Origin of the sequence: Comamonas sp. Z1, assembly GCF_008121555.1 — a bacterium.
Classification (GTDB): Bacteria; Pseudomonadota; Gammaproteobacteria; order Burkholderiales; family Burkholderiaceae_C; genus Comamonas; species Comamonas thiooxydans.
The window spans coordinates 25,001-36,924 of record NZ_VOQT01000021.1; the positions used below are offsets into that span (position 1 = coordinate 25,001).

The following is an 11,924-nucleotide window of genomic DNA, read 5'->3' on the forward strand; positions in this document are numbered from 1 at the left end:
CACCCCTCAGAAATACGGGCGCACGCGCGGCCGCACCGCAGCCCGACCACGCCACACCTCGACATTGATGGTTTCGCAGCGCGTGTTGAAGTCGCCGCGCAACACGGCGTCCCCTCGCAGGCGCGCCACGGCGCCGAGAGCAATCACTTCGCTGTATTGATCAAACACCGCGTCGTCGATGCCCATGGACATATCGCTCGGTTTGAGCGTCACATCCAGCACCAAGGCCAGATCGGCGGCCACAGGGCGGTGCAGCACCACCCTGCGCGCGTCTGGTGTCATCAGGTACTGGCCGTCTCCCTGACCCTGGCGCCACAGAACCAGGGAACCATGCCCCGACAGCTCTGCGCCCTCCACCCGCACCAAAGCGGTCTGCTCAGGCAGCGGAATGGCATATTCAGACTGACCATCCTCTGTGGTGATCGGCTCCAGCGTCGTGCGCCAGGCGCGCGTGCGGTGGCAGAAGTCCTGGGCCGCACGGCGCAGCTGGTGCACCACAGTCGGCTCAGGCGTGCCCAGCTCCACAGCGGGCAGCACGTCGGGGAAGAAGTCCGCCCAATCGCGCATCATTGGCCCACCGGCACCGTCGCGGCACTGCTGCCCTGGCGGAAGTTCGGATTACCTACCGACACGGGAGCGGCCGACAGCGTCGCCTTCAGCTCGATGCCCAGCGCCGTCGCAAATGCCGCGTAGTGCGCCTGGGCGCGCGCCGCATTGCCGGCATAGTCGGCATCCTTCAGATAGCCGCGGTACAGCATGTAATCCAGCAGCGCATTGGCGTAGATGTCCGCCACCGAGATGTTGCCCACCACCGCGGTGTATTCGGAGCCGGCAGCTGGCTCTGCAATATCCGTGGGCGTGGCCGAATAATTGATCTCCAGCTTGGCCGCAATCGTCGCGGGCGGGTACACCCAGAACGCCTTGGGCTCGCGCGGGTCGTACATGAAATGCACGATCTCCGCCGCGCCGGCGATGTTGTGCCAGTTGGGCATCTGCGCATCCAGAATCTCGCGGCTGCAGATGCGCACGGCGCGCTTGCTGGTAACTGTGGAATTGCGCTGCACATCAATCAGCTTGGCGCCATCGGCCGGCAGAGCCTGCTTGGTACCCGCCACGCAATCGATGACCGCGCTCTTGTTGAAGGCATCGGGGCGGTGCAGCATGATTTCACGCTGGCCATCGTTGAGGTAGCGCACCCACTCGCCCACAGGCCAGCGGATAGAGGTGGTGTCCTGGGTGGTCACCACGCCGCGCTGAATCACATCCTTGGCTGCAATGGGCATGGATTACTCCTTGGAGTCAGCGCGCAGGGCGGCCGCCAGCAGGTCGCGCAGCTCGCCCACCTTCACGCTATTGCCCTTGGGCAAGTTGATTTCGTTGGACTCGGCAAACGTGCGGATCTGCGCTGCCGTCCATTCGCTGATGTCGATGGCTTCGCCCGCTTCGTTGGCAAACACATAGGGCGACTCGCTGGCGCTCTCATCTGTACCGGTGCTTTGGCCCTCGCCGGAGGCCTGCTCCAAAGGCTTGTCGGCTTCCTCGCCACCCTTGGCACCATCAGCAGTGGCTGAATCTGCAGAGACAGAGGCGGAGGCAGCAGCTGCTTGATTCAGCTCCTGCACCTGACGCTTCAAAGCTTCAATCTGGCTGGTTTGGTCGGCCACCACCTTCTGCAGCTCCTCGGCGTCTGTGGGCGTGGTCGAGCCAATGCTGGCCGTCAGCTGCTGGGCGACAGTGCCGCCCTGCTCGACAGGCTCATACAAACGATAGGCCTCGGTGATGGACAGCAGTCGCGCGGCGGCTTTTTCGTGCAGCACCTCGGCCACCACGTCCTTCTTGTCGTTGGGCTTGAACTGAATGGATTGGCCGTAGAGCTCCACGGTTGTGGAATCCTTGCGGCGGTATGCGTGGATGGCGGTCATGTGGCACTCCTTGCCGGTTCAATAAAGAAAGGGCCGCGCGCACGGCGCAGCCCCTTTACACACTCATTGCCTGGGGCTGCGCGGCTCAATAACGCATGCGGACCAGTGCCAGCACTTGCTTGCCGGCGGTAGCAGAAGTCGCGGCCGCTGTGGTCACCTTCAGGCCCAACTTGCGCGCGGTGTCGCGGTTGGCGAATGCCAGTGCAGCCGAGTTGGCCGTGGCAACGGAGCCTGCAGCGGCCGAGCCTGGCTTGAGGCCGGTGTCGTAGACCGTGGCCAGGTCCGTGCCGGCTGCATTGATCACGCCCAGCGAGAACGCCAGCGTGGGAGCCGCGTTGCTGTCCAGCTGGGGCGCCAGCACGTCCACCGCCACCAATTGCACTTTGGGGGGAATGTCCAGCAGCTCCAGCAGATCGTTGGCGGCCAGAGCAACGCTGGGCAGTGTCAGGTCCACGGCCACCGTCAGCACGCTGGCGTCGAAGGGTTGCGGCACAGCCTTCTTGCCGGTCGCAACATCGGATTGATATTTGGGCATTTGAAGCTCCTATGTCTGATGAGGGAAAGGGCTGGTGAAGCCACGGCCCACGGCGCGGGCCGCGGGCTCATCAGGCATTGGGGTCGGTGCTGGCGGTGTCCAGAGCCATCACGCCGAAGTCGCGTTGGACGTTGCCGTCCTTGGACTTGTAGGTGGCCTTCTTCACGCCCATGATCGCGTGGGTGCCGATGGCAACGCTGTTTTCGTGGTCCTTCTGTACTTCGGTCCAGCGGAAGCGCGTGCCGGTTTCGTTGTCGCCGTAAGCGATCAGCGCGGCCTGAGCGCCCAGGAACAGCGCGCGCGCGGCGTTTACATTGCCACCCGCGCCGTAGTCGTTGAAGCGGATCACGTTGCGGTGCTTGTGCAGCACCACATCGTTGTACATGCCCAGCGTGCCCTGGAAGATGGGGTTCTTGTTGCCCTCGGCTGCCGCGGCGGCCTTCTGGATGTCCAGCCAGCCACCGGTGCCCGCGTCCTGGCGCATCGCGTCGGCCTGGTAGGTGTGCATCAGGCAGATGTAGTGGCTGCCGCCCTCGATGGAGACGGGAATCATCGACAGCTCGTCGGTACCGTCGCCGCCCATGGTTTCAGCCTTTGCCACGGCCTTGTCGATCAGGCGCAGCTTGAAGGTGTCGCCCGCCGTCAGTGAGGCCTTGGATGTGGCCGCGCCGCCAAACAGGATGTGCTGGCTATCGGGCGCCGTCAGCGGGTTGATGTCGAAGAATGGATTGTTGGCCGACCAGACAAAGCCCGATCCATGGCCGCGCGAGCCGGACAGGTAGATGAAATACAGCTCGTCCTGCAGACGCTTCCACCAGTCAGTGGCCGCGCGCTTGGCATCGCTGCGCAAGTCGCGCAGGGTGCGCTTCTTGGTCATGCGCGAGCCCAGATCCGCGCCGCCGCGCACCTGGTCGATGCGCAGACGGTCGGTGTAGTACTTGAGCGGCGCTTCCTTGCCTTCCAGGGTTTCGTCACCGATGACGGGTTCCTGGTTGATGGGCATCAGCAGGTCAACGGTCACTTCGTCACCGGCGCCCTGCTGCAGATCATCGATACGCTGGATGGGAAGGCGCGAATCCTTGCCATTGCCCACGAACTTGCGGGACCAATAGCTTTCCTTGTTGATGGCCACGGCCATCAGAGAGGCCCACTTCTTGACGGCTTGCGGGTCGTTGACGCCGATCAAAGTACGCATAACGCAACTCCTGCCCTTGCGAGCACTGAGCGCGTCTTGCGCTTGAACCGGGCAACTGCCCCCGGCGGCAATCTGCTGCTTGAAGATGGCGCCAGCAAAGGCGCCGCAGCTAGGAAAAAAGAATAATCCTGATTTCCAGGAAATCAAGTACCCATGGGGGCGTGGCGCCGCGCATACACGGGCTTGTGGCCCCGGGGCTCGTCACCCCGCGCATGCGTGGGCTTATCCACCACCACGTCGTCTTCAAGGTGCAGGCTCAACTCAGCCCGTTGGCCCGTGCGTTGGCGCAGCGTCACCACCACGCGGCCGCCGTCGAAAGACAGGCTCTCGCCTGCCTTGATCTGTCGTATGAGTCTGCGTCCGGACATCAGGCCCCCAGGTAGCGTTCTTGTTGATCGGGCGTCATGCGGGCCAGGGCTTTTTCCAGCGCCGTGCCCTCCAGGCCATCCAGGTGAGCGAACTCGCTGCCCACCGAAGCGTCGGCCGCGGCGGGAACCCCGGCCAGCGTGGGCGGCAGTGCCGAACGGTCGGCAGCAGCAGGCTTGCGCACTGGCGGTGCGGTTGGTGCTGCACCTGGCGCGGCAGCTGCAGGCGCTGCAGCGGGAGCCGCGGTTGCAGACTTGCCAAAGCGGCGCAGCATCAGCGCCTGGGCTTCGGCCAGGGCATCACGGGAAGCGGCCATATTGCCCAGGGTGTCGGTCAGGCCACGGTCTGCCGCATCTTGGGCAAACAGGCGGACAGCGCGGTCGAACTGCGCGCCGGCCTCGCCATCCAGGTCAATGCCGGCAGCCTTCAGTTCCTTCTGCGCCACGCCCAGGTGCTGGCCATACTCCTGCATCATGGCGTCTTGCTGCATCTGGGAGCGCGCCATGTCCACGGCTGCCGCGCGTGCCAGGTCGTCCAGCTTGTCCTGTACGCGGGACTCGACCTCCTGATAGGCCTCCTGGTCAATCTCACCATCCAGCAGTTGCTGCAGAGCGGTGGCCTTTTCGGCGCGCAGGGTCTTGCGCTGCTCGTCCGCATCGGCGGGAGACACGGGCTGAATCGCTGCTGGGGCTGGTGCGGCCGCGCCATCGTCAGCCGCGCCCTCTTCCTTGGCGCCAGCTGCCGCGCCGGCCGCAGTGTCGTCGGCGCCAGGGGCGGCACCTTCCGCCGCGCCTGCCTGTTGGGCAGCCTTCTCGGCTCCTGCAGCAGCCGCGCTCTCGTCTTCTTCGGTCGCTGCAGCAGCGGTAGCCGCGTCGGCTTCACCAGAATCATCCGCAGGGGGCTGCAGATCCTGGTCGTCTTCTGCCAGGTCGCGCAGTGCTTCGCGCTCTGCTTCGCTCAGTCCGGCGAGGTCTTCTTCGCTAAACATGGACATGGTGGCTCCTTTACTCGGTGGGTGCCGGTTGGGTCAGTGGTTGGGGTTGGGGCTGCGCCATGGGTGTGGCGTCAGCGGTCGCAGGGGGAATTGATGCCGTCATCAGCCAATCCGGCCGATGAGGTGATTTCGTCGGCTGCTGGTGCGAGGCCGGGCTGTGCGGTCACGATCTGGGCGCCTTCCAGCGCAGCCAGCATGGTCTGGACCTTCTTCAGGATGTCGTCCACGCCCAGCTTCTTGATCTGGGCTTCCGCCAGCTGGATTTCGGTCTGCATCTTGGCCAACTGGGCGCGCGCCGTTTCGCTGGCCATCTGCTCGGCTTCGGCCTGCTTGGCCTGGGCATCCTGGTCGGCCTTCATCTCTTCGGGTGTGGGCGGCTTGCTAGGGTCGCGCTGGCCGTTGATCTTGCGAATGCGCGCCACCCACTCTTCCTTGCCCTGGATGTCGGCGGACTCCACCACCAGGTCCAGCACCGACAGCACCACCTGTGGCGCGTAGGTGGCAATCTGGCCCAGCAGGCCAAACATCTGCTCCAGCGCGGCCTGGGCCATGGAGGAACGGTAGTCCTGCGCATCCACGATGAAATCCGCTTCGCGCGCTGTGATGTCGTTGAGGATCTGACCAGTGGCAGGATCCACCTGGTTGATCGTCAGCCATTCGATGGGGCGCTGACCCTCGCCCACGATGCGGATCACCTTTTCCTCGGTGTAGAACTGCTCGATGTGGCTCAGGCGCAGCTGGCCAGCCTGGCGAATGGCCAGCAGCAGGTTGTCGAAGAACTCGCTGGTGGTCAGCGAGCCCTGGTCCTGCTTGGCCAGGATCGCGCGCCCGCTGTTCGCGTTGGTGTCGCGCCCCAGGTTCTCATCGGTCACGCCGCCGGCATTGCGAATCAGCTGGGCATCTTGGGCGGCCAGCTCCACATTGGCCTGGAAGTCGCCCATGTTGTTGTCGAACTTCAGTTCACGCTGGGGGTTCTTGATGATGATGCCGTCAGGGCGCGCCGCCTCATCCCTCAAATCATCCCAGTCGTCCACTGCACCCTTTTCCGCAATGATGCGGTTCACGCTCAGGGCGTATAGCGCTTTGGAGCGGCGCTTGTTCAGATCGTCTTGAATATCGCGCATACCGCGCCAGGCGCCATAGGCCAAGCCATCGCGCGCGCGGCGATAGCCCCAGATTGGGACCATCAGAAAGCGGTTGTGCTTGAACGGGCTCGCCATATCCAGGCAGGGCGCGTCCTTGGTGCACAGCATCAGGCGCATGCGGAACTTGACGGCTTCATACAGCCGGGCGCGGCCCTGGTCCTGCTCAAAGGCGTGGCGCGGGTCCGCTGGGTTGAACACCTTGCCCGCAAAGGGACCATCAGCGAACACCGGCACTCGCTCAGGGATGCGGTACCAGCATTCCAGCAGCTCCACCGAACGGCGGCTGCTGTTGTCGTAGTAGCCTGCACGGGACATATAGGCCGCGCGCGCCCCGTAGATGCTGCTGGCCGTTCCCCATTCCGTCTCGCTGGCGCTGGTCAGACGCTCGCCCAGGTACCAGATCCCGTCCGGATCCACGTCGTCGTGGCGGCCAGCCTGAGACACCAGGTGATCGCGGCTGCTCGGCAGTAGGGCCACGGCATAGTCCAGGTCCACCACGCGGCGGCGAAACAGATAGCGCGCGTCCACGTTGTAGTCGATGTTGCGGCTATGGCTGTCGCGGTAGACATTGCGCCAGTCCTCCCAGCCGGAATAGATCAGCTCGGCCTCGGGGTCGCGGTTGGCCCCCTCTTCCAGCCAGCTCAAGCCCGCGGTCACTGCCTGACGAAAGGCGCGGCTGCGGTGCCACTGGGTCATGTTCACGTCGTCCGTGTACTTGATCAGCTTGGTTTTGACCTCGGCCATGGCCTCGTCGTCGCGCTCACGCGGCAGCACCTTGTAGTCCTTGCGCATGCGCTTCTCGGTACCGCAGATCCATTCAATGGTCTGACGGCCTTCATTGAAGACCACCGGCGCCTGGCCGCGCTCCATCAGCGCCTGGGCATCCTCGGGCTTCCACTGCAGATGGTCTTGGTAGTCCTCGTCGATCTGCATCTGCTGGCGCTCTTCACCCTGGCGCTCGCTCTCGTACTTCAACAGCTCCATCAGCGTGGTGTGCCGCTGCCTCGCCAGCTCATCATTGCCGGCTGCCGCACACTCGGCGGGCTGCTCTTGATCGGCGTTGCTCGAGGAGTCTGCTGCTCGAGCGCTGGTGGGAATGTCGCGCACTTCAAACATCACAGCACCTCGCTATGCAGGTCCTTGCCACAGGCCCGGGCGGTGACTTCGATGCCCAGGCGGTGACGCTTGACCTCCAGGCTGGGGGGCTGCTCCAGTGGCATATCCACCAGGTCGGGCATGCCTTCGCAGATGATGTCCAGCATGCGGCTGATGCTGCTGCGGTCCGTCATCGTGAAGCCCATGGTTTCGGCAGCCAGAGCCGCAGTCTTGATGAACTGCGGCGTGGGGTTGCCCTTGGCATCCACATAGGCGTAGGCATTGCGCTGGGGAATCACATAGGAGCCAGTCTCCATGCGGCGGAAGGCCGGGAACAGCACCATGCAGGGCTCAGGGTCCCCGTCCGCTGTCTCGTCGCCGGCAGCGCGCAGGTCCAGCCATTGAAAGCTGCAGACCACATCGCCAAGAACGCGCTGGCGCCAGGCGCGCTCGCCGCCCAGCTCAACCATGGGAGTGCCGCGTGGGCCGAGAATTGAGGTCATGTCACCCTCCAGGACAGTTTGCGCCGCGCTTGGCCGGCGGCACGGGGTTTGACGGTGGCCAGACCTAGCCCCGTCACAATGAGATAGCGCGTCGCGTCCATGGCGTGGTCGTCCTTCTTGACGATCTGCCCTTTGTCGTCGCGCCGGTAAATGCGGTATTCGTTGAGCCAGTCGTGCATGGACTTGAAGACCTTCAAGCGGCCCGTGCTCATGCGCTCCCAGACTTGGTAAATGCCGGCTTCCACGCCGTTATTGGCCGTCACCAGCTGCAGGCCCAGATCCACATAGTTCTGCAGCAACTGCTCGCCGTCTTTCTGGCTGCGGCCGCGCGATGCCGGGTCGATGGCACCCTGTATCCAATCGCCGCGCGCCTTGATCGATGCGGCATGCACCGATGGCTCGGCCTGGCCGCGATAGTGATTGCTGTAGAGGTAAACAATGTCCGAGTCGCGGTCGTGCGCGCCCCAGACGGCAGCCGTGCGGTTCCAACCCACATCCATGCCGTAGGCCCTGGGCCAGAAGTCGGGGATCTGGAAGTCCGGCACCACGATGTCGCTCTCGGGCACCGGGTAGATCGCGCCAGCGCCCAATGCGGGCACGCCCTTGGTCCGCGCGTCACGCTGGTGTGGCATCAGGCGCGACAGCAGCTTGGCCTTGGCTTCCTCGGTCAGGTGGGGCACATCGTCCCAGCCGCACTGCACCACCGCGCGGCCGATTACCTTGCCCTCGGGATCGGGCGATGTCAGCTGCTGCACCAGAGCCGTCAGGCCCGAAAGCGGCGTGAAGGTCAGCATGGAGATGCCCTCGCGCGTCATCAGACGCACCTGGCCCTCCTCGTAAACGTCCTCGGGGCATTCCTCGTCCGCCCAGAAGATGTCCAGCTCGAAGCCCTGGAAAATCTCGCGCCCCTGCACATAGCTGCGCATCCACAGCTCCGACTCGCCCCCGCTCTCGTGTCGAATCATCGCGCGCTCGACGGCGCCCTTCACATGGGAGCGCGCCACGATGCCCGTGATCGCATCGCCAGGAATCAGGCCGGTACCGAAGTTCTCCGGCTTGTCCGTGGTGGAGCCCAACAGCTTGAGTTGCAGAATGTCGCGCGTTGTCTCGTGCGTATCGCCAGAGATCAGCGCGCGCACGGGCTTGGTGAAGCGGTGGCCTGCCCACCACCAGGGATAGCGCCCCGTCAGGTGATAAGCCAGCTCGGTACCGGCGGCCATGGTCTTGCCCACACGGTTGCCGGCCATGAAAACGCGCTCGCTGCAGGTCGCGCCCAGCTCGAAGAACTCCACATGGCGGGGATACAGCGCACGGCGCAATGGCCCGGCGTCCGGGAACATGGTTTCGAGCATGCGAGTACGCCGGCGGCGCTCGAGCTCGTCCAGCAGACCGCCCAGCTCGATACGCTGCTCAGGGGTGAGGTGCAGAACGGAGTCAGCCAGCATCGCCGCCCTCCGTTGGGCCCACCGGCACGATGCTGGCTACAGAGACGCCCAGCTTTGCCAGGCGCTGCAGCAAAGCGTCATCGCTCATCACCTTGTGGTCGACAGTCCCCTCGACCTGCACCTTGTCGCCATAGACGCGGGGCTTGAGCTTGGCGGCAATCCACTTGCGGGCATCCACGCGCAGCTTGTTGCGGGCCACCGCCGTCTTGTCAAAGGCCACGGCAATCGTCTCGCCCGTGCTCATGTCCGTGATCGGTGCGTATTCGCACTCGTCTGAAATCGCCACGATTTCGTCGGCCAGCTTGTCCGAGCGATCCTCGCGCGCACGTGCGTACATCTCGGCGCGTGAGCTGTCGGCGTTGATCCAGTCCAGCATCGTCGTATAGGCAAACTCGTTCTGACGGCAGAAATCGGCCATGTGGCCGCCTTCCAGAATGAATGCCAGGAACTGGTCAAGCGCACCAACACCCGACGACCACTTCTGAAATGGCGTCAGGGGCTTGGCTGCTTTCTTGGGGGGTGTGGTCTTGGTGGCCGCAGGCGGCTTCTTGGTGGAAGCCGGGGCCTTGAATGAGGCAGTACGGGCGCGTGTTGAGACGGGCTTCGTGGCCGTCGTGGCGTTTTGATCAGGTGACGCGCGCTTCTTGCTCAAGTCCTGTCGTTTACATGCCCTCTATTGGGCGCGGGCAATGAAACGACAAATCGTTGAAAACATCAAGGGGGGTCGATCCGCCCGCCATGGCTCCTGCGCGCGGGCTGTCGGCATAGGCGGATCGTGCGGCTCAGAAAGCTGAAATGCGCTCGCCCAGAATCACAGACAGCTCGCGCATCACATCGAGCTGGCGGCGCAGGCGGGCTTGCTCTTCGGGGTCCAACTGGCGGAACAAGGCATTGCGCAGAATGAACTCGTCCAGCCTGGTGATTCGGATGTCCAGCTCCTGCTTCTCATCCAGCACGCGCTGCTGGTGGGGCGGGACCGTGCAACCCACTACCTGCCAGTCTTCGGCCAGGGTGTCATTGATGCTCGGCGCCCAGGTGGAGACTGTCTCGTCCACGTTCTTGAGGGCCAGGTAAGCCGCATAGGGCACCATCGCGCCCTCGCCAAAATGTGCTTTGGCTGCACCTGTCTGCGCTGGGTAGCTGGCAGCAGGAACCAAATAGATGAACAGGCCTTTGCCGTTCCAGCCGGTACGTTGCAGGCGCTTGCCCAGCTTCAATTCTTTGATGGCGTCACCGAAGTTCATTGGGGGTTCTCCTTGGTTTGGGGGATCACTGGCCAGGCTGCGCGGCAGGTTGCCGCATCAGCTGCGTGGCCATCAGCTCGGATTGCCAGCTCCGTGTATCGCTGGCTGCACTGTCCGAATACTTTTCCGAGGGCTCGGGCGTACTCGATGAGGGCGGCGGGGGAAGCGTCAGCAAGTCGCTGCTCGGCATCGGACAGTTGCTGGCGCAGGCCGTCACGCTCACGGCGAGCGCGATCAGCAGCAGCCTGCAAAGCGGCCTGCTTCTGGATTGCGTCATTCAAGGCTCCTTGGTATTTTTCGTTGACCGTGCGTTCCACGGCCAGCAAGCGCCGGCCGGCGGCCGTGCGTTCATCAGCGATCTGCTCGCGGTACTGGCTGGCCTGCAGGCGTTCGTCGGCCAGGTCCGCACCTATACGGGCCTCCTGGAAGTACCAGACGCCGGCACCAGCGAGAGCAGCCGCAACGATGTGAGTAATTGCCCTCACTGTCATGGCAGTACCCCGGCCATGAAGTGGCCATCCCGGCCCCAGCTCGAGCAAAGCTCGGCCGTCGTGCCGCGCCGATCCACCAGCCCGGCCAGCACGGCGCTCTTGCCGTTGACCGTGCCGCGCACCCATTTGGGCATCTGGGCGCAGGCACCATCCAGATCCCCGGCATTGGCCAGGGCCCGCATCGTGCTGCCGGCAACTTGCGCCTCGCCCAGGTTGTAGATCATGTCGATGAGGCTGGCCTGCACCCACACGTTGTAGGTGCTCCAGTGGCGGAACATGCGCTTTGCCGCAGCCTCGGCCGCCAGGTACATGGGCAGCTCAAGCCGCATGCAGTCGGTCTTGGTGTAGTAGCGCCCAGCCACGACCTCCGGGCCCGTTACCCCATTGCAGACAGTCAGCGGCTGACCCTTGCCCACCTTGTCCACGTAAGGCGTGCCGATGTGTCGGCCGCTGCTCTCGTAATAGGCGCCAATGTCCATGGCGAGCAGCACCGCCTCGGATGGCTGGGGCTCCCCGGGTGGCAGCATGCTGGCAGCGCCAGCCCCCAAAAGCATGATGGTCAGCGCGGTCTGAACCAGGCGTTGTTTGAGGATGGAAGGCATGCTCATGGCGCGCCGTCCTTTCCGCAGGCCTCGCGGGCCCGCTGCTGCAAACGCTGGCGCTCCTGGTCACGGAGATAGTCACGCCGCCATTTCCAGATCAGGAAAGAGGCCTGCAGCGCCACAAACGCAATGGAAGCAAGCACCAGCCAGTCGCTCAGCGGCAGGCCGGCAAGGCGAAAGCTCACTGCAGTGCCCGCGCCAGGTGTTGCCTGGTAGGCAGCGCCAGCAATGTCCTGTTTTTGCTCTGCACTCAGATGCTGGTGAATTCCCAGCAGGCCCAGCCATGCGGTAAGGATTTTCTTCATGCTGCAGCCCCTCCTGTATGAGAGGTTGCGGCATGTCCGTATGCGGCCGGCGCCGTTGTGTGTGTGATGGGCATCGAGGCTC

The 11,924-nt window shown here is 64.1% G+C and carries 15 protein-coding genes; all 15 read right to left on the reverse strand.

Going from position 1 to position 11,924, the window contains the following annotated elements:
* Positions 1–6 precede the first annotated feature (6 nt).
* Entirely contained in the window at positions 7–570 is a 564-nt protein-coding gene (locus FSY45_RS23820) for a hypothetical protein (RefSeq protein WP_046461310.1), read from the reverse strand.
* Entirely contained in the window at positions 567–1,283 is a 717-nt protein-coding gene (locus FSY45_RS23825; RefSeq protein ID WP_012838651.1) for a DUF6682 family protein, read from the reverse strand. Before FSY45_RS23825 ends, FSY45_RS23820 begins: the two co-directional genes overlap by 4 nt.
* Before the next feature lie 3 nt (positions 1,284–1,286).
* A complete protein-coding gene (locus tag FSY45_RS23830; RefSeq protein ID WP_046461309.1) occupies positions 1,287–1,922 on the reverse strand; it encodes a hypothetical protein in 636 nt (211 codons plus the stop codon).
* 85 nt (positions 1,923–2,007) lie between these two features.
* The gene (locus tag FSY45_RS23835) at positions 2,008–2,457 is read right to left on the reverse strand and encodes a hypothetical protein (RefSeq protein ID WP_046461308.1); all 450 of its coding nucleotides are present in this window, start codon (positions 2,455–2,457) and stop codon (positions 2,008–2,010) included.
* A 70-nt stretch (positions 2,458–2,527) separates the two neighbouring features.
* Complete coding sequence (locus FSY45_RS23840) at positions 2,528–3,652, reverse strand: N4-gp56 family major capsid protein (protein ID WP_046461307.1); 1,125 nt, start codon at positions 3,650–3,652, stop codon at positions 2,528–2,530.
* Positions 3,653–3,795: 143 nt separating this feature from the next.
* Positions 3,796–4,020, reverse strand: coding sequence for a hypothetical protein (locus FSY45_RS23845; protein ID WP_046461306.1), 225 nt, complete (start codon positions 4,018–4,020; stop codon positions 3,796–3,798).
* Positions 4,020–5,012, reverse strand: a complete 993-nt coding sequence (locus FSY45_RS23850; protein WP_046461305.1) for a hypothetical protein — start codon at positions 5,010–5,012, stop codon at positions 4,020–4,022. Before FSY45_RS23850 ends, FSY45_RS23845 begins: the two co-directional genes overlap by 1 nt.
* 71 nt (positions 5,013–5,083) lie before the next feature.
* Positions 5,084–7,273, reverse strand: a complete 2,190-nt coding sequence (locus tag FSY45_RS23855) for a portal protein (RefSeq protein ID WP_052951075.1) — start codon at positions 7,271–7,273, stop codon at positions 5,084–5,086.
* The gene (locus FSY45_RS23860) at positions 7,273–7,755 is read right to left on the reverse strand and encodes a hypothetical protein (RefSeq protein ID WP_046461304.1); all 483 of its coding nucleotides are present in this window, start codon (positions 7,753–7,755) and stop codon (positions 7,273–7,275) included. Before FSY45_RS23860 ends, FSY45_RS23855 begins: the two co-directional genes overlap by 1 nt.
* Positions 7,752–9,200, reverse strand: coding sequence for a terminase large subunit domain-containing protein (locus FSY45_RS23865; RefSeq protein WP_046461303.1), 1,449 nt, complete (start codon positions 9,198–9,200; stop codon positions 7,752–7,754). The genes FSY45_RS23860 and FSY45_RS23865 overlap by 4 nt, the downstream gene beginning before the upstream one ends.
* On the reverse strand, positions 9,190–9,852 hold the full coding sequence (locus tag FSY45_RS23870; protein ID WP_052951074.1) for a hypothetical protein: 663 nt from the start codon (positions 9,850–9,852) through the stop codon (positions 9,190–9,192). Before FSY45_RS23870 ends, FSY45_RS23865 begins: the two co-directional genes overlap by 11 nt.
* A gap of 130 nt (positions 9,853–9,982) precedes the next feature.
* A complete protein-coding gene (locus FSY45_RS28080) occupies positions 9,983–10,444 on the reverse strand; it encodes a DUF2829 domain-containing protein (protein WP_012838660.1) in 462 nt (153 codons plus the stop codon).
* Entirely contained in the window at positions 10,441–10,935 is a 495-nt protein-coding gene (locus tag FSY45_RS23885) for a hypothetical protein (protein WP_046461302.1), read from the reverse strand. Before FSY45_RS23885 ends, FSY45_RS28080 begins: the two co-directional genes overlap by 4 nt.
* The gene (locus FSY45_RS23890; RefSeq protein ID WP_317628159.1) at positions 10,932–11,543 is read right to left on the reverse strand and encodes a lysozyme; all 612 of its coding nucleotides are present in this window, start codon (positions 11,541–11,543) and stop codon (positions 10,932–10,934) included. Before FSY45_RS23890 ends, FSY45_RS23885 begins: the two co-directional genes overlap by 4 nt.
* Positions 11,540–11,842, reverse strand: coding sequence for a hypothetical protein (locus FSY45_RS23895; protein WP_043009141.1), 303 nt, complete (start codon positions 11,840–11,842; stop codon positions 11,540–11,542). Before FSY45_RS23895 ends, FSY45_RS23890 begins: the two co-directional genes overlap by 4 nt.
* Positions 11,843–11,924 lie beyond the last annotated feature (82 nt).

Coding starts and splice junctions, on each gene's coding strand:
- FSY45_RS23820 (WP_046461310.1), bottom strand. CDS start 570: ATGATGCGCGATTGGGCGGACTTCTTCCCCGACGTGCTGCCCGCTGTG.
- FSY45_RS23825 (WP_012838651.1), bottom strand. CDS start 1,283: ATGCCCATTGCAGCCAAGGATGTGATTCAGCGCGGCGTGGTGACCACC.
- FSY45_RS23830 (WP_046461309.1), bottom strand. CDS start 1,922: ATGACCGCCATCCACGCATACCGCCGCAAGGATTCCACAACCGTGGAG.
- FSY45_RS23835 (WP_046461308.1), bottom strand. CDS start 2,457: ATGCCCAAATATCAATCCGATGTTGCGACCGGCAAGAAGGCTGTGCCG.
- FSY45_RS23840 (WP_046461307.1), bottom strand. CDS start 3,652: ATGCGTACTTTGATCGGCGTCAACGACCCGCAAGCCGTCAAGAAGTGG.
- FSY45_RS23845 (WP_046461306.1), bottom strand. CDS start 4,020: ATGTCCGGACGCAGACTCATACGACAGATCAAGGCAGGCGAGAGCCTG.
- FSY45_RS23850 (WP_046461305.1), bottom strand. CDS start 5,012: ATGTCCATGTTTAGCGAAGAAGACCTCGCCGGACTGAGCGAAGCAGAG.
- FSY45_RS23855 (WP_052951075.1), bottom strand. CDS start 7,273: ATGTTTGAAGTGCGCGACATTCCCACCAGCGCTCGAGCAGCAGACTCC.
- FSY45_RS23860 (WP_046461304.1), bottom strand. CDS start 7,755: ATGACCTCAATTCTCGGCCCACGCGGCACTCCCATGGTTGAGCTGGGC.
- FSY45_RS23865 (WP_046461303.1), bottom strand. CDS start 9,200: ATGCTGGCTGACTCCGTTCTGCACCTCACCCCTGAGCAGCGTATCGAG.
- FSY45_RS28080 (WP_012838660.1), bottom strand. CDS start 10,444: ATGAACTTCGGTGACGCCATCAAAGAATTGAAGCTGGGCAAGCGCCTG.
- FSY45_RS23885 (WP_046461302.1), bottom strand. CDS start 10,935: ATGACAGTGAGGGCAATTACTCACATCGTTGCGGCTGCTCTCGCTGGT.
- FSY45_RS23890 (WP_317628159.1), bottom strand. CDS start 11,543: ATGAGCATGCCTTCCATCCTCAAACAACGCCTGGTTCAGACCGCGCTG.
- FSY45_RS23895 (WP_043009141.1), bottom strand. CDS start 11,842: ATGAAGAAAATCCTTACCGCATGGCTGGGCCTGCTGGGAATTCACCAG.